Source organism: Streptomyces sp. SP18BB07, from assembly GCF_036322545.1.
In the GTDB taxonomy this organism is placed as follows: domain Bacteria; phylum Actinomycetota; class Actinomycetes; order Streptomycetales; family Streptomycetaceae; genus Streptomyces; species Streptomyces deccanensis.
Genome location: NZ_JAQYWT010000244.1, coordinates 113,393 through 135,390, shown reverse-complemented (window position 1 = coordinate 135,390; position 21,998 = coordinate 113,393). Strand labels below are relative to the sequence as shown.

The following is a 21,998-nucleotide window of genomic DNA, read 5'->3' as shown; positions in this document are numbered from 1 at the left end:
CCACCACCCCCGAGGGCGTCAGCCTGGGCATGCCCCAGCTGCCCGCGCCCGACTACCCGGACGACGTTCGAGCCCGGCTGGAGCGGGACGCGGCCGAGGTCGTCGCCCGCTACCCGGACTCCCGGTCCGCCCTCCTGCCGTTGCTGCACCTCGTGCAGTCGGAGGAGGGCCACGTCACCCGCACCGGCATGCGGTTCTGCGCCGACGTGCTCGGTCTGACCACGGCCGAGGTCACCGCCGTCGCCACCTTCTACTCCATGTACCGGCGCAAGCCGAGCGGTGACTACCAGGTGGGCGTCTGCACCAACACCCTGTGCGCGGTGATGGGCGGCGACGCGATCTTCGAGGCGCTCCAGGACCACCTCGGTGTCGGCAACGGCGAGACCACCGACGACGGCAAGGTCACCCTGGAGCACATCGAGTGCAACGCGGCCTGCGACTTCGCACCGGTCGTGATGGTCAACTGGGAGTTCTTCGACAACCAGACCGTCGACAGCGCCAAGGGCCTCGTCGACGACCTGCGCGCGGGAGCCGAGGTCCGGCCCACGCGCGGGGCGCCGCTGTGCACCTTCAAGGACACCGCCCGCATCCTCGCCGGCTTCCCCGACGAGCGGCCCGGCGCCGTCGAGGCGAGCGGCGGCGCGGGCCCCGCCTCGCTGGTCGGCCTCCGCCTGGCCAGGGGAGAGGCCGGACCCGCGCGCGTGGTCCACCCCAGGGACGGCGGCCCGCACGACGAGCCGCAGGACCGGGTGCACGAGCCGTCACCCAGCGAGCACCTCAGCTCGCACGACGCGCCGCAGGACACATCGGCCTCCGACCCGGCCCACCCGGCCGGGCCCACCGCCGAGGAGGGGGAGTGATGACGTTGGCACCCGAGATCAAGGGCAGCAGCCCGGAGAAGCTGCTCGCACCCGTGCTGTCGGCCTTCTGGGACGAGGACCGGTCGTGGACGCTGGACGTCTACCGCAGGCACGACGGGTACGAGGGCCTGCGCAAGGCGCTCGCGATGACGCCGGACGACCTCATCGCGTACGTCAAGGAATCCGGGTTGCGCGGCCGTGGCGGCGCGGGATTCCCCACCGGGATGAAATGGCAGTTCATTCCCCAGGGCGACGGTAAACCGCACTATCTCGTTGTCAACGCCGACGAGTCGGAGCCCGGAACGTGCAAGGACATTCCGCTCCTCTTCGCGAACCCGCACAGCCTCATCGAGGGCATGATCATCGCGTGCTACGCCATTCGTTCCTCGCATGCCTTCATCTATCTGCGGGGTGAAGTCGTCCCCGTCCTGCGGCGGTTGCACGAGGCCGTCCGTGAGGCCTACGAGGCCGGCTTCCTCGGCGAGAACATCCTGGGCAGCGGACTCGACCTCGAACTCACCGTGCACGCGGGCGCGGGCGCGTACATCTGCGGTGAGGAGACCGCACTGCTCGACTCGCTCGAAGGCCGCCGTGGTCAACCGCGACTGCGTCCCCCCTTCCCTGCCGTGGAAGGCCTCTACGCCTGTCCCACTGTCGTGAACAACGTCGAGTCGATCGCGTCGGTTCCCGCCATCCTGCACCGGGGCAAGGAATGGTTCCGGTCGATGGGCAGCGAGAAGTCCCCCGGCTTCACGCTCTACTCGCTCAGCGGCCATGTCGCCAGCCCCGGCCAGTACGAGGCCCCGCTCGGCATCACGCTCCGCCAGCTCCTAGAGATGAGCGGCGGCATGCGGCCCGGCCATCGCCTCAAGTTCTGGACGCCCGGCGGCTCCTCGACGCCGATGTTCACCGACGAGCACCTCGACGTCCCCCTCGACTACGAAGGCGTGGGCGCCGCGGGTTCCATGCTCGGCACCAAGGCACTCCAGTGCTTCGACGAGACCACCTGCGTCGTACGGGCCGTCACCCGCTGGACCGAGTTCTACGCCCACGAGTCCTGCGGCAAGTGCACCCCCTGCCGCGAAGGCACCTACTGGCTGGTGCAGTTGCTGCGTGACATCGAGGCCGGCAAGGGCGTCATGAGCGACCTCGACAAGCTGAACGACATCGCCGACAACATCAACGGCAAGTCCTTCTGCGCCCTCGGCGACGGCGCCGCCTCGCCGATCTTCTCCTCCCTCAAGTACTTCCGCGCGGAGTACGAGGACCACATCACGGGCCGGGGCTGCCCCTTCGACCCGGCCAGGTCGACCGCCTGGGCCGACAAGGACAAGCACGCGGAGGTGAACGCATGACCGTGACCACCAGCGCTCCCTCCGGGGGCGGGGAGGCGGCGGTCCCGCCGGAAGATCTCGTCTCGCTGACCATCGACGGCATCGACATCAGCGTGCCCAAGGGCACCCTGGTCATCCGTGCCGCCGAACAACTCGGCGTCGAGATCCCCCGCTTCTGCGACCACCCCCTCCTCGACCCCGCCGGCGCCTGCCGCCAGTGCATCGTCGAGGTCGAGGGCCAGCGCAAGCCCATGGCGTCCTGCACCATCACCTGCACCGACGGGATGGTCGTCAAGACGCACCTCACCTCCCCGGTCGCGGAGAAGGCCCAGAAGGGTGTGATGGAGCTCCTGCTCATCAACCACCCGCTGGACTGCCCCGTCTGCGACAAGGGCGGCGAGTGCCCGCTGCAGAACCAGGCCATGTCGCACGGCCACTCCGAGTCCCGCTTCGAGGGCAGGAAGCGGACGTACGAGAAGCCCGTGGCGATCTCCACGCAGGTGCTCCTCGACCGCGAGCGGTGCGTGCTGTGCGCCCGCTGCACCCGGTTCTCCAACCAGATCGCCGGCGACCCGATGATCGAGCTGATCGAGCGGGGCGCCCTGCAGCAGGTCGGCACCGGCGAGGGCGACCCCTTCGAGTCGTACTTCTCCGGCAACACCATCCAGATCTGCCCCGTCGGCGCGCTGACCTCGGCGGCGTACCGATTCCGCTCCCGCCCCTTCGACCTGGTCTCCTCGCCGTCCGTCTGCGAGCACTGCTCCGGCGGCTGCGCCACCCGCACCGACCACCGGCGCGGCAAGGTCATGCGACGCCTCGCGGCCGACGACCCCGAGGTCAACGAGGAGTGGATCTGCGACAAGGGCCGCTTCGCGTTCCGCTACGCGCAGCGCCCCGACCGGCTGACCACCCCGCTCGTCCGCAACGCCGAGGGTGTTTTGGAGCCCGCGTCCTGGCCGGAGGCCCTGGAGGCCGCCGCCCGGGGGCTCCTCGCGGCGCGCGGCCGGGCCGCCGTCCTGACCGGCGGCCGGCTCACCGTCGAGGACGCCTACGCGTACAGCAAGTTCGCGCGCGTCGCCCTCGACACCAACGACATCGACTTCCGCGCGCGCGTGCACAGCGGCGAGGAGGCCGACTTCCTGGCCGCCCGCGTCGCCGGACGCGGCCGCGACCTCGACGGTACGGGCGTCACCTACACCTCCCTGGAGAAGGCGCCCGCCGTCCTGCTGGTCGGGTTCGAGGCCGAGGAGGAGGCGCCCGGCGTCTTCCTGAGGCTGCGCAAGGCCTGGCGCAAGCACAAGCAGCAGGTGTTCTCGCTGGCGACGCACGCCACCCGGGGCCTCGAGAAGGCCGGCGGCACCCTGCTGCCCGCCGCGCCCGGCACCGAGACCGAATGGCTGGACGCCCTCGCGAGCGGCTTCGGCCTGGAGGGCGACGGCGTCAGGGCCTCCGAGGCGCTGCGCACCGAGGGCGCGGTGATCGTCGTCGGCGAGCGGCTCGCCGCCGTCGCGGGCGGGCTCACCGCCGCCGTGCGGGCCGCGTCCCTCACCGGCGCGAAGCTGGTGTGGATCCCGCGCCGGGCCGGGGAACGCGCCGCCGTCGAGGCGGGCGCACTGCCGTCGGCGCTGCCGGGCGGCCGCCCGGCCACCGACCCGCGCGCACGCGCGGAGGTCGCCGCCGCCTGGGGCGTCGGCGAACTCCCCGCGCGGTACGGCCGGGACACCGGGCAGATCGTCGAGGCCGCCGCCACCGGAGAGCTCGGGGCCCTGGTGGTGGCGGGAGTGGAAGTCGCCGATCTGCCCGACCCGGCACGCGCGCGTGAGGCACTGTCCGCCGTGGGCTTCCTGGTGTCGCTGGAACTGCGGCCCAGCGAGGTCACCGACCGGGCGGACGTCGTCCTCCCGGTCGCCGCCGTCGCCGAGAAGGCGGGCACCTTCGTCAACTGGGAAGGCCGCGTGCGGATGTTCGAGGCCGCGCTGAAGCCCGACCAGATGACCCGCCCGGTGGCACCCACCGACGGCCGCGTCCTGCAGATGCTGGCCGACGCCATGGACGTCCACCTGGGGCTGCCGGACCTGCGCACCACGCGCGCGGAGCTGGACCGCCTCGGGGCGTGGGACGGGGCGAGGGCCAACGAGCCGGTGGAGGTCGCGGCCGCGCCGCCGCGCCCGGCCGCCGGGGAGGCCGTCCTCGCCGGACACCGGCTGCTCCTCGACCAGGGCCGCCTCCAGGACGGCGACGAGGCGCTCGCCGGGACCCGGCACGCCGCCCACGCGCGCGTGTCGGCCGCCACGGCCGCCGAGGTCGGCGTCAAGAACGGCGACGCGCTCGCGGTCAGTGGCCCCGCCGGGGTCGTCGAACTGCCGTTGCTGATCAGTGAGATGCCCGACCGTGTCGTCTGGCTGCCGCTGAACTCCACCGGTTCGGGCGTCGCCTCCGACACCGGGGCGCTGCCCGGCGCACTCGTCCGTATCGGCCCCGCGACCCTCGCCGCCGAGGTCCCCGAGGAGGTGGAGGCATGAGCGCGTACTACCTCGCCGCTGAGGACCTCTCGATGTTCGGCCGCGACCCCTGGTGGCTGGTCGTCGTCAAGGCGGTGTTCTGCTTCGCCTTCCTGATGATCACCGTGCTGTTCTCCATCGTGTGGGAGCGCAAGGTCGTCGCCTGGATGCAGCTGCGCATCGGCCCCAACCGGCACGGCCCCTGGGGCATGCTCCAGTCGCTCGCCGACGGCATCAAGCTGATGCTCAAGGAAGACGTCATCGTCAAACGCGCGGACAAGGTCGTCTACGTCCTCGCGCCGATCGTCGCGGCCATCCCGGCCTTCATGGCGATCGCGGTGATCCCCTTCGGGCCCGCCGGCAACGAGATCTCGATCTTCGGCCAGCGCACCACGATGCAGCTCACCGACCTGCCGATCGCGATGCTCTACATCCTCGCGGTCGCCTCGGTCGGCATCTACGGCATCGTGCTGGCGGGTTGGAGTTCCGGCTCCACCTACCCGCTGCTGGGCGGCCTGCGTTCCGCCGCCCAGATGATCTCCTACGAGATCGCCATGGGCGCCGCGTTCGCCTCCGTCTTCCTCTACTCCGGGTCGATGTCGACGTCGTCGATCGTGGAGGCGCAGCAGGACCGCTGGTACATCGTGCTGCTGCCGGTCTCGTTCGTCATCTACATCGTGACCATGGTCGGTGAGACCAACCGCGCCCCGTTCGACATGCCGGAGTCCGAGGGCGACCTGGTCGGCGGCTTCAACACCGAGTACTCGTCGATCAAGTTCGCGATGTTCATGCTCGCCGAGTACGTCAACATGGTGACCGTCTCCGCCGTGTCGGTGACGCTGTTCCTCGGCGGCTGGCGGGCCCCCTACCCCGTCAGCACCTTCTGGGAGGGCGCCAACCACGGCTGGTGGCCGATGCTCTGGTTCGTGGTGAAGGTGCAGCTGCTGCTCTTCTTCTTCATCTGGCTGCGCGGCACCCTCCCACGCGTCCGCTACGACCAGCTGATGAAGCTCGGCTGGAAGGTCCTCCTGCCGGTCTCCGTGGTCTGGCTGATGCTCGTCGCGACCGTACGGACCCTCAGGAACGAGAACTACGACTTCGCCGAGATCGCGCTGTACGTCGCCGGCGCCGTCATCGTCCTCTTCCTGCTGTCCGTCGTCGCCGACATGTTCCGCGACCGGCGCGAGGCACAGGAGCAGCCCGCCGAACCGGCCGGCTTCGACCCCATGGCCGGCGGATTCCCCGTACCGCCCCTGCCCGGACAGACCCTCCCGCCGGTGCCGCGCAGGCGTCCGCGACGGGAGCGGGAGCTCGTTGTCAGTGGTGGGTCCGATACTGACAGTGACGGATCTTCGAATGGGAAGGAGGCGTCCGATGGCTGAGGAGCCGAAGGAGACCAAGCCCGGTTTCCAGAACCCCGTCGCCGGCTTCGGCGTGACCTTCAAGGCCATGTTCAAGAAGCGGCTGACCGAGCAGTATCCCGAGCAGCCCAAGACCACGGCCCCACGGTTCCACGGCCGGCACCAGCTCAACCGCCATCCGGACGGCCTGGAGAAGTGCGTCGGCTGCGAGCTGTGCGCCTGGGCGTGTCCCGCCGACGCCATCTACGTGGAGGGCGCCGACAACACGGACGAGGAGCGCTACTCGCCGGGCGAGCGGTACGGCGCCGTCTACCAGATCAACTACGCCCGCTGCATCCTGTGCGGCCTGTGCATCGAGGCCTGCCCGACGCGCGCGCTCACCATGACCAACGAGTTCGAGCTGGCCGACTCCAGCCGCGCCAACCTCATCTACACCAAGGAGCAGCTGCTCGCCGGGCTGGAGGAGGGCATGGTCGACTCGCCCCACTCGATCTTCCCGGGCACCGACGAGCAGGACTACTACCGGGGTCTGGTCACCGAGGCCGCGCCCGGCACGGTGCGCCAGGTCGCCGTTTCCAAGGGTGAGAAGCCGCAGGACGAGGGGGTGGACGCATGAGCGCGCAGCTCGCCGCCTACACCACCTCCACCGGTGAGGCCTTCCAGTTCTGGGTGCTCGGCACGATCGCCGTGATCGGCGCCCTGTGCACCGTCTTCATGAAGAGGGCCGTGCACAGCGCGCTCTGCCTCGCCGGCACCATGATCATCCTGGCCGTCTTCTACCTGGCCAACGGCGCCTACTTCCTGGGCATCGTGCAGATCGTCGTCTACACCGGCGCGATCATGATGCTGTTCCTGTTCGTGGTGATGCTCGTAGGTGTCACCGCGGCGGACTCCCTGAAGGAGACCATCAAGGGCCAGCGCTGGCTGGCCCTCCTGTGCGGCCTCGGCTTCGGCATCCTGCTGATCGCGGGCATCGGCAACGCCTCGCTGACGGAGTTCAACGGCCTGGGCACGGCGAACGCCGGCGGCAATGTGGAGGGCCTCGCGGCCCTGATCTTCACCGACTACGTGTTCGCCTTCGAGCTCACCGGCGCCCTCCTCATCACCGCCGCCGTCGGCGCCATGGTCCTCACCCACCGCGAGCGCACCGAGCGCGCCAAGACCCAGCGCGAGCTGGCCGAACAGCGCGTACGCGAGGGCAAGCACCTCCCACCGCTGCCGGCCCCCGGCGTCTACGCCCGGCACAACGCGGTCGACGTCCCGGGCCTGCTGCCCGACGGCACCACGTCCGATCTGACCGTCAGCAAGACCCTGCGGGACCGCGGTCAGATCCGCGACGTGTCGACCGAGGCGCTGAGCGACCTCAAGGCACTGGAGCAGCGCGCCGAGGACCGCCTGGAGCGCACCAACAGCGGGAACGGCCCCAAGCGCGGGGAGGCATCGAAGTGAATCCCGTCAACTATCTGTATCTCGCCGCCCTGCTGTTCACGATCGGCGCCACCGGCGTCCTGATCAGGCGGAACGCGATCGTGGTGTTCATGTGCGTCGAGCTGATGCTCAACGCCTGCAACCTCGCCCTGGTCGCCTTCTCCCGGATGCACGGCAATCTCGACGGCCAGATCATCGCCTTCTTCACGATGGTCGTCGCCGCCGCGGAGGTCGTGGTCGGACTCGCGATCATCGTGTCGCTCTTCCGGTCCCGCCACTCGGCCTCGGTCGACGACGCCAGCCTGATGAAGCTGTAAGGGGTCGGAAGAATCGTGGAGAACCTGATTGCGCTGCTGGTCGCGGCGCCCCTGCTCGGAGCCGCCGTCCTGCTGTGCGGCGGCCGGCGTCTCGACGCCGTCGGCCACTGGATCGGCACGGCCCTCGCCGCCGCCTCCTTCGTCATCGGTGTCGTCCTCTTCGCCGACATGCTCGGCAAGGACGCCGAACACCGCGAGATCGGACAGCACCTGTTCAGCTGGATCCCCGTCGAGGGCTTCCAGGCCGACGTCGCCTTCCAGCTCGACCAGCTGTCGATGACGTTCGTCCTGCTGATCACCGGAGTCGGCTCGCTCATCCACGTGTACTCCATCGGGTACATGGAGCACGACGAGCGCCGACGCCGCTTCTTCGGCTATCTGAACCTGTTCCTCGCGGCGATGCTGCTGCTGGTCCTCGCCGACAACTACCTCCTGCTGTACGTCGGCTGGGAGGGCGTCGGCCTCGCCTCGTACCTGCTGATCGGCTTCTGGCAGCACAAGCCCAGCGCCGCCACCGCCGCGAAGAAGGCCTTCCTGGTCAACCGCGTCGGCGACGTCGGCCTGTCCATCGCCATCATGCTGATGTTCACCACCTTCGGGACCTTCGCCTTCGGCCCGGTCCTCGGCGCCGTCGGCGAGACGAGCGAGGGCACGCTCACCGCGATCGCCCTGATGCTGCTGCTCGCCGCCTGCGGCAAGTCCGCCCAGGTGCCGCTGCAGTCCTGGCTCGGGGACGCGATGGAGGGCCCGACCCCGGTCTCCGCCCTCATCCACGCCGCGACCATGGTCACCGCCGGTGTCTACCTGATCGTCCGCTCCGCCGCCGTCTTCAACGGCGCCCCGGACGCGCAGCTCGTCACCACCGTCGTCGGCGCGGTCACGCTCCTCTTCGGTGCGATCGTCGGTTGCGCGAAGGACGACATCAAGAAGGCCCTCGCCGGCTCGACGATGTCGCAGATCGGGTACATGGTGCTGGCCGCGGGTCTCGGCCCCATCGGCTACGTCTTCGCGATCATGCACCTGGTGACGCACGGCTTCTTCAAGGCCGGGCTGTTCCTCGGCGCCGGCTCGGTCATGCACGGCATGAACGACGAGGTCGACATGCGCAAGTACGGCGGCCTGCGGAAGTACATGCCGGTCACCTTCGTCACCTTCGGCCTCGGCTACCTCGCCATCATCGGCTTCCCGGGCCTGTCCGGCTTCTTCTCCAAGGACAAGATCATCGAGGCGGCCTTCGCCAAGGGCGGCACCGAGGGCTGGATCCTCGGCGGCGTGGCCCTGCTGGGCGCGGCCATCACCGCGTTCTACATGACGCGCGTGATGCTGATGACGTTCTTCGGCGAGGAGCGCTGGCAGCCCGACGAGCACGGCCACGAACCGCACCCGCACGAGTCGCCCAAGGTCATGACGATCCCCATGATCGTCCTGGCCGTCGGATCGGTCTTCGGTGGCGCCTACTTCAGCATCGGCGACCGGTTCATCCACTGGTTGGAGCCCGTCACCAAGCACGCGCACGGCCACCCGCCGATCAGCGCCCTGACGGTCACGATCTCCACCGTCGCCGTGATGGTCATCGGCGTCGGCCTCGCCTGGCTCCAGTACGGGCGCAAGCCCGTCCCCGTCGTCGCCCCGCGCGGATCGCTGATCACCCGGGCCGCCCGGCGCGACCTCCTCCAGGACGACTTCAACCACGTCGTCCTCGTACGCGGCGGAGAGCACCTGACGCGCTCCCTCGTCTACGTCGACCACACCCTGGTCGACGGCGTCGTCAACGGCACGGCGGCCTCCATGGGCGGCCTGTCCGGGCGGCTGCGCCGGATCCAGAACGGCTACGCCCGCTCGTACGCGGTCTCGATGTTCGGCGGCGCTGCGATCCTCATCGCCGCGACCCTGCTGATGAGGGCGGTCTGATACCGATGTCCTTTCCTCTGCTGACAGCGACGGCGGCGCTCCCGGCCCTCGGGGCCATCGCCACGGCCGCCGTCCCCGCCCAGCGGCGCAACGCCGCGAAACTGCTGGCGCTGATCGTCTCGCTCGGCACACTCGTGCTGGCCGCGATCATCGCGTTCCGCTTCGACCCCGGCGGCGACCGCTACCAGCTCACCGAGTCCCACGCCTGGATCGCGGAGTTCGGGGTGCGGTACGACCTGGGCGTGGACGGCATCGCGGTGGCGCTCATCGGGCTCACCGCCCTGCTGATCCCGTTCATCATCCTCGCGGGCTGGCACGACGCCGACCCGCTGGAGACGGGCAGCAAGAGGTGGCGGCCGACCCAGGGCTTCTTCGCCCTGATCCTGGCCGTCGAGGCGATGGTGATCATCTCCTTCGCGGCCACCGACGTCTTCCTCTTCTACATCTTCTTCGAAGCCATGCTCATCCCGATGTACTTCCTCATCGGCGGCTTCGGGGACCGGGCCCACGAGCACGGCGAGGAGACGGCGTCCACCCAACGCTCGTACGCCGCCGTGAAGTTCCTCCTCTACAACCTGGTCGGCGGTCTGATCATGCTGGCCGCGGTCATCGGCCTGTACGTGGTCGCCGGGAACTTCTCGCTCCCGGAGATCGCCGAGGCCCGCGCCAACGGCACGCTGGAGATGGCGACCACCACCGAACGGTGGCTGTTCCTCGGCTTCTTCTTCGCCTTCGCGGTGAAGGCGCCGCTGTGGCCGCTGCACACCTGGCTGCCCAACGCCATGCAGGAGTCCACCGCCCCGGTCGCCGTCCTCATCACGGCCGTCGTCGACAAGGTCGGCACCTTCGCGATGCTCCGCTTCTGCCTCGGACTGTTCCCCGAGGCCAGCACCTGGGCGACGCCCGCGATCCTCGTCCTGGCGCTGATCAGCATCATCTACGGGGCGCTGCTCGCCGTCGGCCAGCGCGACATCAAACGGCTGGTGGCGTACGCGTCGATCTCGCACTTCGGCTTCATCATCCTGGGCATCTTCGCGATGACCAGCCAGGGCCAGTCCGGTGCGACGCTCTACATGGTCAACCACGGCATCTCGACCGCCGCCCTGATGCTGGTCGCCGGATTCCTGATCTCCCGGCGCGGCTCCCGGCTCATCGCCGACTACGGCGGGGTGCAGAAGGTCGCGCCCGTGCTCGCCGGCACCTTCCTGATCGGTGGCCTCGCGACGCTGTCGCTGCCCGGACTCGCCCCGTTCGTCAGCGAGTTCCTGGTCCTGGTCGGCACGTTCGCGCGCTACCCGGTGGTCGGGATCATCGCCACCGTCGGCATCGTCCTCGCCGCGCTCTACACCCTCGTCCTCTACCAGCGCACGATGACGGGCCCGGTGAAGGCCGAGGTCGAGGGGATGCCCGACCTGAGGGTCCGCGAACTCGTGGTGGTCGCCCCGCTGGTCGCGCTGCTGATCTTCCTGGGTGTCTTCCCGAAGCCGCTCACCGACATCGTCAACCCGGCGGTCGAGCACACCATGTCCGACGTCCAGAAGAAGGACCCCCAGCCCGAGGTGGAGGCGGCCAAGTGAGCGCATCAGCCGTCCACAGCCTGTGGACAACCGCGGCCGACCCGATCACCAAGATCGACGCGCCGAAGATCGAATACGGGCAATTGTCGCCCACCCTGATCGTCATCGGCGCGGCGATCATCGGAGTGCTGGTCGAGGCCTTCGTCCCGCGCAAGTTCCGCTACTACGCCCAGGTGTTCGTCTCCGTCGTCGCCCTCGCAGCCTCCTTCGCCGCGGTCGTCGCGCTCGCGGCGGGCGGCTACGGCACCACCAAGGCCGGCATCGCCGCCATGGGCGCCATCGCCGTCGACGGACCGGCCCTGTTCCTCCAGGGGACGATCCTCCTCGCCGGCATCCTCGGCGTCTTCACCTTCGCCGAACGCCGCCTCGACCCCGAGACCCACGGCAACAAGGTCGACTCCTTCGCCGCACAGGCCGCCTCCGTGCCCGGCAGCGACAGCGAGAAGGCCGCCGTCAAGGCCGGGTTCACCACCACCGAGGTCTTCCCGCTGCTGCTCTTCGCGATCGGCGGCATGCTGATCTTCCCGGCGGCCAACGACCTGCTGACCCTCTTCATCGCCCTGGAGGTCTTCTCCCTCCCGCTCTACCTGCTGTGCGCCGTGGCCCGCCGCAAGCGGCTCATGTCGCAGGAAGCCGCCGTCAAGTACTTCCTCCTCGGCGCCTTCGCCTCCGCCTTCACCCTCTTCGGCATCGCCCTGCTGTACGGCTATGCGGGCTCGGTGAAGTACGCGACGATCGCCCAGGTCGTCGACGGCACCATCGGCGACCTCAACCCCGCCCTCGCCCAGACCATGGGCAACGACGCGCTGCTGCTCATCGGCGCCGCCATGCTCGTCATGGGCCTGCTCTTCAAGGTCGGCGCCGTGCCGTTCCACATGTGGACCCCCGACGTCTACCAGGGCGCGCCCACCCCGGTCACCGGCTTCATGGCCGCCGCGACCAAGGTGGCCGCCTTCGGCGCGCTGCTCCGGCTGCTGTACGTCGTCCTGCCCGGTCTGCGCTGGGACTGGCGGCCGGTCATGTGGGCCGTCGCCATCGTCACCATGCTGGCCGGCGCGATCGTCGCCATCACCCAGACCGACATCAAGCGCCTGCTCGCCTACTCGTCGATCGCGCACGCCGGCTTCATCCTCGCCGGTGTCATCGCGGCGTCACCCGACGGCGTCTCGTCCGTGCTGTTCTACCTGGGCGCCTACTCCTTCGTGACCATCGGCGCGTTCGCCGTGGTCACGCTGGTGCGGGACGCGGGCGGCGAGGCTACGCACCTGTCCAAGTGGGCCGGGCTCGGCCGCAGGTCCCCGCTGGTGGCGGCCGTCTTCGCGGTCTTCCTGCTGGCCTTCGCGGGCATCCCGCTGACCTCCGGGTTCGCGGGCAAGTTCGCCGTGTTCAAGGCGGCGGCGGAGGGCGGCGCGGGCGCGATCGTCGTGGTCGGTGTGATCTCGTCGGCCATCGCCGCGTTCTTCTACATCCGCGTCATCGTGCTCATGTTCTTCAGCGAGCCCCGCCCCGAGGGGCCGACGGTCGCCGTGCCGTCGCCGCTGACCATGACCGCGATCGGCGTCGGTGTCGCCGTCACGCTGGTGCTCGGTGTCGCGCCCCAGTACTTCCTGGACCTGGCGGGACAGGCGGGCGTCTTCGTGCGGTAGCGCTCCGCTCGGCTGCCGCTCGGTTTGCTGCCAGCTGCTGCTCGGCTGTTCGAACATGGCGGGACCCGGTTTCGAAAGGAGCCGGGTCCCGCTCTCGTTTTCCGGCCCGGAGCCGCCGCATCCGGGTGGAGCCTGTGGATAACTCTGAGGCTGTCGGTGCGGGCGCCTATCGTGGCTAGGGCTGGAGGAACCACGAACGGCACGGGACGCAAGGGTGCGGGGGACGGGCCATGATCGGGACGGGCGGGACGAGTGTGATGGCGGACGAGGACAGGACGACCAGGACGGACAGCGAGGCGCTGGCCGTGCTCCATCGCGTCTTCGGGTACGACGCCTTCCGGGGCGAGCAGGAAGCGATCATCGAGCACGTGGTCGCGGGTGGCGACGCCGTCGTCCTCATGCCGACCGGCGGCGGCAAGTCCCTCTGCTACCAGATCCCCTCCCTGGTCAGGCCCGGCACGGGCATCGTGGTCTCCCCGCTGATCGCGCTGATGCAGGACCAGGTGGACGCCCTGCGGGCCCTGGGCGTGCGCGCCGGGTTCATGAACTCCACGCAGGACTTCGACGAGCGGCGCGTGGTCGAGGCGGAGTTCCTCGCGGGCGAGCTGGACCTGCTCTACCTCGCACCGGAGCGCCTGCGGCTGGACGCCACCCTGGATCTGCTGGGGCGTGGCAAGATCTCGGTCTTCGCGATCGACGAGGCGCACTGCGTCTCCCAGTGGGGCCACGACTTCCGGCCCGACTACCTCTCCCTCTCCCTCCTGGGCCGGCGCTGGCCGGACGTACCGCGCATCGCCCTCACCGCCACCGCCACCCGCGCCACGCACCGCGAGATCACCGAGCGGCTGGACATGCCCGGGGCCAGGCACTTCGAGGCCAGCTTCGACCGGCCCAACATCCAGTACCGCATCGTGCCCAAGGCCGACCCGAAGAAGCAGCTCCTGTCCTTCCTGCGCCAGGAACACGCGGGCGACGCCGGCATCGTCTACTGCCTCTCCCGCAACTCCGTCGAGAAGACCGCCGAGTTCCTCAGCAAGAACGGCGTCGAGGCGGTCCCGTACCACGCGGGCCTCGACGCGGGCACCCGCGCGGCCCACCAGTCACGGTTCCTGCGCGAGGAAGGGCTCGTCGTCGTCGCCACGATCGCCTTCGGCATGGGCATCGACAAACCCGACGTCCGCTTCGTCGCCCACCTCGACCTGCCGAAGTCCGTCGAGGGCTACTACCAGGAGACCGGCCGCGCCGGCCGCGACGGACTGCCGTCCACGGCCTGGATGGCGTACGGCCTGAACGACGTCATACAACAGCGGAAGATGATCCAGGGCAGCGAGGGCGACGAGGCGTTCCGCCGCCGGGCCGCCGCCCACCTGGACGCGATGCTGGCGCTCTGCGAGACCGCGCGCTGCCGCCGGGGCCAGCTCCTCCAGTACTTCGGCCAGGAACCCCGGGACGAGGGCTGCGGCAACTGCGACACCTGCCTCGTACCACCGGAGACCTGGGACGGCACCGTCGCCGCGCAGAAGGTGCTCTCCACGGTGGTGCGGCTCCAGCGCGAGCGCGGGCAGAAGTTCGGCGCCGTGCAGATCGTCGACATCCTGCTGGGGCGGCGGACCGCGAAGGTCATCCAGTTCGACCACGACCAGCTCTCCGTCTTCGGCATCGGCGAGGACCTGGCCGAGGGCGAATGGCGGGGCGTCGTACGGCAGTTGCTCGCCCAGGGGCTCCTCGCCGTCGAGGGCGAGTACGGCACGCTCGTGCTCACCGAGGAGAGCGGGGCGGTGCTGCGGCGGGAGCGGGACGTACCCCTGCGCAAGGAACCGAAGAAACCGGCGACCACACGACAGGCGTCCGGCGGCTCCGGGACGTCGGGCTCCGGCTCGTCGGGCTCCGGCCGGGGCGAACGGAAGGCGAAGGCGGCCGTCGAACTCTCCGACGACCTGCTCCCCGTCTTCGAGGCCCTCCGCGCCTGGCGCGCCGAACAGGCCCGCGAACAGGGCGTCCCCGCCTACGTCATCTTCCACGACGCCACCCTCCGCGAGATCGCGGCCACCGCCCCCGCCACCGTCGCCGAACTCGGCACCATCAGCGGCATCGGCGAGAAGAAGCTCGCGACGTACGGGGAGGGCGTGCTCGGGGTCCTCGCCTCGCTGGGCGCCACCGGCACCGACGAGGGCTCCTCGGCCGCCACCGCCACCGCTACCGCCCCGGCCCCAGCCACGGACGGGGACGCGCACGGCTCCTTCGACTGGCCGGACGACGAGCCGGAACCCGAGCCGGACGACTGGGCTTAGCAGACACACGGGGGAGGGGACCACCATGGACGCGCAGGACACGGCGGAGAAGCTGCGGACGATCACCGGGGAGCTGTCGGAGTGATCTGACCCGCCCCCGACCGAGCCGCCCCGCTGTCAGCTAGTTCCTTGTCTTCCGTCCGTCTCGTAGGGCGGGGACGGAAGGTTCCAGAGGGCGTCCGACCGGCTGACGATCTTTCGAAGTTCGCGGGCGCTTCGTGGCGACAAGGCCTGCATCGCGGTGTCGAGGAGGGCTCGGGCTTCGAAAGGGTCACCGCAGCAGTACCAGTGCACGTTGCCCCACTCGTAGTCGTGCCACAGAGCACGCTCGGGCTGGTGGACGTAGTCCTGCCACAGGCCCACAGCCGCGCTGACGTCGCCTGGTCGCAGATAGTTGCGGGAGCGCTCGAGACGGATGATCTCGGACAGCGCACGCGAAGACAGGCCGTCGATGACCGGCCTCGCACCCGCTGTCCGGTGGCTGCCGGGGTCGCCGACACGGATCTGTCCCGGCCGTCTACGCGGCATGGACCTTTCGGTTCGTCGTCATGCGGTACATGGTGCCAAAAAGACTTGTACGGCCACCAGTGTGAGCGCAGGGCCACGGCGTGTGGCCCGGCCGATCGGGCAAGACGATGAGAGCAGGCACTCACAGGGCGCGGGACGCGTATGCCCTGACGTCGGCGTCGGAGTCCTTGGTGGCTGTGGTGAGGGCGGTGCGGGCGGTCTCGTCGGTGGTGTGGTGGGTGAGGGAGAGGACGGCGGCCTTGCGGACGTCGGCGTTGGGGTCCGAGAGAGCCTCCGTGAGGGCGGGGACGGCCATGGCCGTCGTCGCGGTGGACAGGGCGGTGGCGGCGCCGGCCCGGACCTGCCACGCCGGGTCGGCGAGGGCGGTCACGGCCTGGGCGGCGAGCGGGGGCGGGCAGCCGACGGTGCCCAGCGCGCCGTAGGCGGCGGCCCGGACCAAGGCGTCGGGGTCGGTGGTGAGGGTGGTCAGCGCGGTCAGTACCGCGGCGGGGGGAGAGGAGGCGGTGCGGTCGGCGGACACCGTGGCCAGGGCCTTGGCGAGGGTGACGCGTACCTCGCGGGACGGGTCCGTGGGGGCCGCGTGAGCCAGTTCGGTGGCCGCGTCGACCGAGACGAGGGCGCGTACGGCCTCGATGCGCACGGTGATGTCGGAGTCCGTCAGGGAGCCGGCGTACAGGGCGGTGTCACCGAGGCCGAGGGCGCGCAGTACGTCCAGGGCGGCGGCGCGGACGACCGGGTCGGGCTCGGTCAGGGCCGCGGCCAGGCCGTCGCGGAGGGCGGGGTCGGGCGGGAGCGTCTCGACGAGTTCGCGGAGTGAGGCCGCGGCGGCGGCTCGCACCTCGGGGGCGCTGTCGCGGAGCGCCTCGGCGAGGGCCGAGCCGGTGCCCGGCGGCAGGGTCTCCGTCAGGACGGCGACCGCCTCGCGCCGGACCGTGGGCACCGGGTCGGCCAAGTAGGGCCGGAGCGCGTCGAGTTCGGGCTGCTCCTCGGCGAGGGCGACGAGTTCGAGGAGGCGGGCGGAGGAGGCGGAGGAGGAGGCGTGGGGGGTGGGGTGGGAGGGGAGGGGGAGGGCCCCCCTCCCCGAGCCGTCCCCGGCCTCCGCCCCCTCCGTCAAGACCGCCACCGGCGCCACCTCCCGAGACCCCGCCGTCGCCACGTTCTCCGCGTGGACCTCGCCCAGGTGGCGGGAAGGGCCGCCGACGGGGGTGAACTCCTCGATGGGGACGAGGTAGGGAGCGACGGGGCGGGCGGTGAACTCCATCGTGCCGGAGGGGGACTTGCGCAGGTCGAGGTGGTGGAACCAGGAGGTGTCGTCGCGCTGGGGGTGGTCGAGGCGGTCGTGGTAGAGGCCCCAGCGGGACTCGGTGCGGGCCAGGGAGGCGCGGGCGGCCATCTCGGCGCAGTCGCGGATGAAGGAGACCTCGGCGCAGCGCATCAGCTCGTGCGGGGTGCGGGCGCCCATCTCGGCGATGTCGGCGCGCATCCGCTCGAACGCGTTGAGGGCGAGGGAGAGTCGGGAGCCGGACTTCGGGGGCGCCACGTAGTCGTTGACGAAGCGGCGGAGCTTGTACTCGACCTGGGGTTGCGGGGGACCGTCGGGGTTGCGCAGCGGGTGGTAGATCAGCTCGTGGGCGTCCCGGAGTTGGTCGTCCGGCAGTGCGCCCTCGTAAGGGGTGTACTGGGCGGCGTCGGCGCCCGCGAGGTCGCCGAACACGAAGGCGCCGATCATGTAGTTGTGGGGGACGCAGGCGAGGTCGCCGGCGGCGTACAGGCGGGGGACGGTCGTCCGGGCCTGGTCGTCCACCCGAACGCCCGAGGCGGAGTGGCCGCCGCACAGGCCGATCTCGGAGATGTGCATCTCGATGTCGTGGGTGCGGTAGTCGTGGCCGCGACCGGCGTGGAAGGTCCCCCGGGTCGGGCGTTCCGTCGTGTGCAGGATCGACTCCAGGGCGGAGACGGACTCCTCCGGGAGGTGGCTCAGCTTCAGATAGACCGGGGCGCGGTCGGAGGCGATCTCGGCGGCGAACTCGGCCATCATCTGGCCGGACCAGTAGTCGGAGTCGACGAAGCGTTCGCCGTGCCGGTTGACCTGGTAGCCGCCGAAGGGGTTGGCGACGTAGGCGCAGGCGGGTCCGTTGTAGTCCTTGATCAGCGGGTTGATCTGGAAGCACTCGATGCCGGTGAGTTCGGCGCCCGCGTGGTAGGCCATGGCGTAGCCGTCGCCCGCGTTGGTGGGGTTCTCGTAGGTGCCGTAGAGATAGCCGGAGGCGGGCAGTCCGAGCCGGCCGCACGCGCCGGTCGCGAGGATCACGGCGCCGGCGCGCACGGTGACGAACGCGCCGGTGCGGGTGTTGAAGCCGGCGGCGCCCACGGCCCGCCGGGCCTCGCCCTCGCCGGCCGTCAGCACGCGTACCGGCATCACCCGGTTCTCGATGCGGATGCGTTCGCGCATCTCCCGGCGCCGCAGCTGCCGGTAGAGGACCTTCTTGACGTCCTTGCCCTCCGGCATCGGCAGTACGTACGACCCCGAGCGGTGCACCTGGCGGACCGCGTACTCGTTGTGCTCGTCCTTCTCGAACTTCACGCCGTACGACTCGAGCCGCCTGACCATGTCGTAGCCGCGGGTGGCGGTCTGGCGGACGGTGGACTGGTCGACGATGCCGTCGTTGGCGCGGGTGATCTCGGCGACGTAGTCGTCGGGTTCGGCGCGGCCGGGGATGACGGCGTTGTTGACGCCGTCCATGCCCATGGCGAGGGCGCCGGAGTGACGGACGTGCGCCTTCTCCAGGAGCAGGACGTTCGCGCCGTGCTCGGCGGCGGTCAGGGCCGCCATGGTGCCGGCGGTGCCGCCGCCGATGACGAGGACGTCGCAGGTGAGTTCTTCGGCGGCGGTGAGGGCGGGGATCTCCACCAGAGGGCCTTTCAGGAACCGAGGGAGGTCAGGACGTCGCGGCGCAGGGCCGTGCGTGCCGGGTCGTCGTGGACGGCGCGGTCGCGGGGGCGCGGGACGTCCCGTACGGCGGTGAGCCGGCCGGAGCCGAGGAGGGCGACGCGGTCGCCGAGGAAGAGGGCCTCGTCCACGTCGTGGGTGACGAAGACGACGGTGGCGCCCGTGCCGCGCAACACCTTCACCAGCAGGTCCTGCATCCCGGCCCGGGTCTGGGCGTCGAGCGCGCCGAACGGCTCGTCCATCAGGACGGCGCGGGGGCGCCCGGCGAGGGCGCGGGCCAGTTGCGCGCGCTGGCGTTGTCCGCCGGAGACGCGGTGCGGCAGCTGCCGGGTGTACTCGGCGAGCCCGACCCGGGACAGCCAGGCCTCGGCCTGCATACGGCGCTCGGCGCGTGGCAGGCCCCGGATGGCGAGCGGGAGTTCGACGTTGGCGCGCAGGGTGCGCCAGGGCAGGAGGGCGTCCTCCTGGAAGACGAGGGCGCGTTCGGCGGACGGGCCGGTCAGGGGCTCCCCATCCTGGGTGATCCCGCCGGCGAGCGGCGGCAGCAGGCCCGCCAGGGTGCGCAGCAGGGTCGACTTGCCGCAGCCGGACGGTCCGACGACGGTGAGGATCTCGCCGGGGGCCACGTCCAGGTCGACGCCGGTGAGGGCGACGGCGTCGGGGCGGCCCAGGTCGGCGGCGTGGAGGGCGAGGCGGGTGCCGCGTACGGGGGCGGGCGCCCGCGTCTCCTCGGGGGCCCGTGCCTCCGCGCGGCCGGGGGCCCGCGTCTCAGACGAGGTGCTCATCACGTGCCTCCTGGGCCTCGGCTGTGGCGGTGACGGGGGCGGCCGGCGCCGCCGCGCTCCGGGCGGCCCGTGGCGGCCGGCTCCCGGCGGTGTACGACGTGCGGGGCAGCCAGTGGGTCAGCCGGCGGCCGATCAGCTCGACGGCGGTCGACGTCAGCCAGCCCAGCACCCCGATCGTGGCCATGCCGACGAAGACGCCGGGGTAGTTGACGACGGTGTAGTCCTGCCAGGTGCGGTAGCCGACGCCGTACTGCCCGGAGATCATCTCGGCGGAGATCACACAGATCCACGAGACGCCGATGCCGACCGACAGGCCGCCGAAGATGCCCGGCAGGGCGCCCGGCAGGACCACCGAGGCGAGCACCCGCCACCGGCCGCCGCCCATGGTGCGGACCGCCTCCTCCCACACCGGGGTCAGGGCGCGGACCGCGTGCCGGGTGGAGACCAGGACCGGGAAGAACGCGGCGGTGAAGGTGATGAAGACGATGCCCTGCTCGTTCGAGGGGAACAGCAGGATCGCCACCGGGACCAGGGCGATCGCCGGGATGGGCCGGACCACCTCCAGGACCGGCCCGAGCGTGTCCTCGGCCAGGCGCGAGCGGGCGACGAGGATCCCGACGGCCACCCCCGCCACCGCCGCCAGCAGGAAGCCGGTGAGGATGCGGGTGAGGCTGTCGGTGAGGTCCGTCCAGTAGTCCGGCCCGGTCACCCGGTCCGCGAAGGCGTGCGCCACGTCCGTGACCGTCGGGAACTGCGAGAACCGCAGCCACACGTCGACGTCCAGGCCGGTCAGCAGCTGCCAGATGCCGAGGGCGGCGATCAGGGACAGCGCGCGCAGGGCGTAGCGGGCGGCGGGCCGGGAGCCGGGGCTCCGTACGCGCCGGGCGCCGGTTTTCGCGGGGCGGCTCACGACGCCCGCTCCAGGGCGGCGGCATAGGGGACGACCTCGGCGCCGTCGTGTCCGGCGACGTAGGCCTTCGCCGTGGCCGGGGCGACGAAGGGGAGGAGCTGGTCCCCGTCGGCCACCCAGACCGCCTTGTCGGCGAACCACTGGGTGCCGGTCGTGGCGTCCGGGACGTACGCGGCACGGATGCCGTCCTTGTGCGTGGCGACGTAGGCGAGGAGTTCGGCGGGCGTCTCGAACTCCTCGGTCTTCGTCGCGCCCTTGGGCCAGACCTCACCGGCGGCCGGCGCCGGGGCGGCGGCGAGCCTCTTGTCGTAGGACGTGCCCAGCGCCTCGCGCACGTAGTGGTCGTCGACGAAGGCGTCCACGTCCACGTCTCCGGTCAGCTTCGCGGCCTTGAGGATCGGGACGTCCTTCTTCAGGGCGGCGATCAGCGCGGGCTTGAGCGAGGGGTCGAAGGTCGCGATGCCGTGCGCGCCGTTGTAGAGGTAGACGACCTCGGCCGGCAGCCCGGTGGCGTCGGCGACCTTCTCGGCGGCTTCGACGGGGTGTTCGTCGAGGTAGTCCGTGGCCTTGGCCTGGGCTCGCAGGAAGGCCTCCAACACAGCGGGCCGTTGCTTCGCGAAGTCCTCGCGCGCGGTGACGCCGTGGAAGGTGGGCAGTTCCAGCTGCGCCCCGTCGTACAGGGCCTTCGCCTTGCCCTGGTACGTCAGCAGCCCGGGCCAGGCCACGAACTGCGACAGCGCGTCCGCACTGCCCGCCGTGAGCGAGGAGGCGCCGACCGCCGGCTGCTGGTTGAGCTTCTCGATGTCCTTGTCGGCGTCGAGACCGGCGTCCTTCAGCGCGCGTACGAGGGTGCCGTCCGCCGCCGATCCGACGCTCGTCGAGACCTTCCTGCCCTTCAGGTCGGCCAGCGTGCCCAGCTTCGAGTCGGGCGCCGTGACGATGGTGTTGAGCCCGCCGCGGAGGTTGTAGCCGGTGGCCGCGACCAGCCGGGTGGGCTTGCCGAGCTGCTTGCCGCGGGCGGCGTTGAGCAGCAGCGGGAAGTCACCCATCGAACCGATGTCTATCTTCCCGGCGGTCATCTGGGCCGTGATGGGGGCGCCGGTGGCGTAGTCCTGCCAGTCGACCTTGTACGTGGTCTTCCCGCCCAGTGCGTTCAGCTCGTCCTCGAAGTAGCCGAGGGAACGCAGCAGGGTGCCGGCGGTGACGGTGTTGATGGTCTTCGACTGGTAGCCGACGGTCACGGTGACGGTCCCGCCGTCCGCCGCGCTGCCGCTGCCGCAGCCGGCCAGGGCCAGGGGCAGCAGGAGGGCGGCGGGCAGGACGAATCCTCTGTTCTTCATGGGAGTGCGGACCTCTCGGCGATCTCAGCGGAGCAGGTAGGGCATGTTGACCGTGACGGCGCCGGTGGGGCAGCGGGCTGCGCACGGGCCGCAGTACCAGCACTCGTCGACATGCATGTAGGCCTTGCCGTTGCTCTCGTCGATGGCCAGGGAGTCCAGCGGGCACATGTCCACACAGAGGGTGCAGCCGTCGATGCACTTCGACTCGTCGATGGTCACGGGCACGTCGGCCCGCTGGGGCGCCAAAGCCATGGCTGTC

Annotated in this window: 17 protein-coding genes; 11 read left to right on the top strand and 6 right to left on the bottom strand. The window is 70.8% G+C overall.

Features of this window, described 5'->3' with window-relative positions:
- Positions 1-29 precede the first annotated feature (29 nt).
- The 11 genes from nuoE (at position 30) to recQ (ending at position 15,226) form a co-directional block, all read left to right on the top strand.
- Positions 30-860: an NADH-quinone oxidoreductase subunit NuoE gene (gene nuoE / locus PUR53_RS08875; protein ID WP_329895751.1), complete on the top strand. Its 831-nt coding sequence runs from the start codon at positions 30-32 to the stop codon at positions 858-860.
- Positions 860-2,215, top strand: a complete 1,356-nt coding sequence (gene nuoF / locus PUR53_RS08870; protein ID WP_329895662.1) for an NADH-quinone oxidoreductase subunit NuoF — start codon at positions 860-862, stop codon at positions 2,213-2,215. Before nuoE ends, nuoF begins: the two co-directional genes overlap by 1 nt.
- The gene (locus PUR53_RS08865) at positions 2,212-4,716 is read left to right on the top strand and encodes an NADH-quinone oxidoreductase subunit G (RefSeq protein ID WP_329907919.1); all 2,505 of its coding nucleotides are present in this window, start codon (positions 2,212-2,214) and stop codon (positions 4,714-4,716) included. The genes nuoF and PUR53_RS08865 overlap by 4 nt, the downstream gene beginning before the upstream one ends.
- Positions 4,713-6,077 (top strand): NADH-quinone oxidoreductase subunit NuoH, encoded by a 1,365-nt coding sequence (gene nuoH / locus PUR53_RS08860; RefSeq protein WP_329895664.1) that lies wholly within the window; start codon positions 4,713-4,715, stop codon positions 6,075-6,077. Before PUR53_RS08865 ends, nuoH begins: the two co-directional genes overlap by 4 nt.
- Positions 6,070-6,672, top strand: coding sequence for an NADH-quinone oxidoreductase subunit NuoI (gene nuoI / locus PUR53_RS08855; RefSeq protein ID WP_329907918.1), 603 nt, complete (start codon positions 6,070-6,072; stop codon positions 6,670-6,672). Before nuoH ends, nuoI begins: the two co-directional genes overlap by 8 nt.
- Complete coding sequence (locus tag PUR53_RS08850) at positions 6,669-7,505, top strand: NADH-quinone oxidoreductase subunit J (RefSeq protein WP_329895666.1); 837 nt, start codon at positions 6,669-6,671, stop codon at positions 7,503-7,505. The genes nuoI and PUR53_RS08850 overlap by 4 nt, the downstream gene beginning before the upstream one ends.
- Positions 7,502-7,801 carry an NADH-quinone oxidoreductase subunit NuoK gene (nuoK, locus tag PUR53_RS08845; RefSeq protein ID WP_009310327.1) on the top strand — a complete coding sequence of 100 codons (300 nt, stop codon included), beginning with the start codon at positions 7,502-7,504 and terminating at the stop codon, positions 7,799-7,801. Before PUR53_RS08850 ends, nuoK begins: the two co-directional genes overlap by 4 nt.
- A gap of 15 nt (positions 7,802-7,816) precedes the next feature.
- Positions 7,817-9,712, top strand: coding sequence for an NADH-quinone oxidoreductase subunit L (nuoL, locus tag PUR53_RS08840; protein WP_329907917.1), 1,896 nt, complete (start codon positions 7,817-7,819; stop codon positions 9,710-9,712).
- Positions 9,713-9,717: 5 nt separating this feature from the next.
- Complete coding sequence (locus PUR53_RS08835; RefSeq protein ID WP_329895668.1) at positions 9,718-11,289, top strand: NADH-quinone oxidoreductase subunit M; 1,572 nt, start codon at positions 9,718-9,720, stop codon at positions 11,287-11,289.
- Positions 11,286-12,935, top strand: a complete 1,650-nt coding sequence (gene nuoN / locus PUR53_RS08830; protein ID WP_329895669.1) for an NADH-quinone oxidoreductase subunit NuoN — start codon at positions 11,286-11,288, stop codon at positions 12,933-12,935. The genes PUR53_RS08835 and nuoN overlap by 4 nt, the downstream gene beginning before the upstream one ends.
- 230 nt (positions 12,936-13,165) lie before the next feature.
- Positions 13,166-15,226: a DNA helicase RecQ gene (gene recQ / locus PUR53_RS08825; protein ID WP_329907916.1), complete on the top strand. Its 2,061-nt coding sequence runs from the start codon at positions 13,166-13,168 to the stop codon at positions 15,224-15,226.
- 117 nt (positions 15,227-15,343) lie between these two features.
- On the opposite strand, the gene PUR53_RS08820 is transcribed toward recQ, so the two are convergent.
- The 6 genes from PUR53_RS08820 to PUR53_RS08795 form a co-directional block, all read right to left on the bottom strand.
- Entirely contained in the window at positions 15,344-15,754 is a 411-nt protein-coding gene (locus PUR53_RS08820) for a hypothetical protein (RefSeq protein ID WP_329907915.1), read from the bottom strand.
- Positions 15,755-15,875: 121 nt separating this feature from the next.
- Positions 15,876-18,665, bottom strand: a complete 2,790-nt coding sequence (locus PUR53_RS08815) for a fumarate reductase/succinate dehydrogenase flavoprotein subunit (protein WP_329907914.1) — start codon at positions 18,663-18,665, stop codon at positions 15,876-15,878.
- Positions 18,666-18,676: 11 nt separating this feature from the next.
- Positions 18,677-19,489 (bottom strand): ABC transporter ATP-binding protein, encoded by an 813-nt coding sequence (locus PUR53_RS08810; protein ID WP_329895673.1) that lies wholly within the window; start codon positions 19,487-19,489, stop codon positions 18,677-18,679.
- Positions 19,473-20,399, bottom strand: coding sequence for an ABC transporter permease (locus tag PUR53_RS08805; RefSeq protein WP_329895674.1), 927 nt, complete (start codon positions 20,397-20,399; stop codon positions 19,473-19,475). Before PUR53_RS08805 ends, PUR53_RS08810 begins: the two co-directional genes overlap by 17 nt.
- The gene (locus PUR53_RS08800) at positions 20,396-21,739 is read right to left on the bottom strand and encodes an ABC transporter substrate-binding protein (protein WP_329907913.1); all 1,344 of its coding nucleotides are present in this window, start codon (positions 21,737-21,739) and stop codon (positions 20,396-20,398) included. The genes PUR53_RS08805 and PUR53_RS08800 overlap by 4 nt, the downstream gene beginning before the upstream one ends.
- A gap of 24 nt (positions 21,740-21,763) precedes the next feature.
- Positions 21,764-21,991, bottom strand: a complete 228-nt coding sequence (locus PUR53_RS08795) for a 4Fe-4S dicluster domain-containing protein (RefSeq protein WP_030379773.1) — start codon at positions 21,989-21,991, stop codon at positions 21,764-21,766.
- Positions 21,992-21,998: the final 7 nt, after the last annotated feature.

Coding starts and splice junctions, on each gene's coding strand:
- recQ (WP_329907916.1), top strand. CDS start 13,166: ATGATCGGGACGGGCGGGACGAGTGTGATGGCGGACGAGGACAGGACG.
- PUR53_RS08850 (WP_329895666.1), top strand. CDS start 6,669: ATGAGCGCGCAGCTCGCCGCCTACACCACCTCCACCGGTGAGGCCTTC.
- PUR53_RS08810 (WP_329895673.1), bottom strand. CDS start 19,489: ATGAGCACCTCGTCTGAGACGCGGGCCCCCGGCCGCGCGGAGGCACGG.
- nuoE (WP_329895751.1), top strand. CDS start 30: ATGCCCCAGCTGCCCGCGCCCGACTACCCGGACGACGTTCGAGCCCGG.
- PUR53_RS08835 (WP_329895668.1), top strand. CDS start 9,718: ATGTCCTTTCCTCTGCTGACAGCGACGGCGGCGCTCCCGGCCCTCGGG.
- PUR53_RS08800 (WP_329907913.1), bottom strand. CDS start 21,739: ATGAAGAACAGAGGATTCGTCCTGCCCGCCGCCCTCCTGCTGCCCCTG.
- nuoF (WP_329895662.1), top strand. CDS start 860: ATGACGTTGGCACCCGAGATCAAGGGCAGCAGCCCGGAGAAGCTGCTC.
- PUR53_RS08820 (WP_329907915.1), bottom strand. CDS start 15,754: ATGCCGCGTAGACGGCCGGGACAGATCCGTGTCGGCGACCCCGGCAGC.
- nuoH (WP_329895664.1), top strand. CDS start 4,713: ATGAGCGCGTACTACCTCGCCGCTGAGGACCTCTCGATGTTCGGCCGC.
- nuoI (WP_329907918.1), top strand. CDS start 6,070: ATGGCTGAGGAGCCGAAGGAGACCAAGCCCGGTTTCCAGAACCCCGTC.
- PUR53_RS08865 (WP_329907919.1), top strand. CDS start 2,212: ATGACCGTGACCACCAGCGCTCCCTCCGGGGGCGGGGAGGCGGCGGTC.
- PUR53_RS08795 (WP_030379773.1), bottom strand. CDS start 21,991: ATGGCTTTGGCGCCCCAGCGGGCCGACGTGCCCGTGACCATCGACGAG.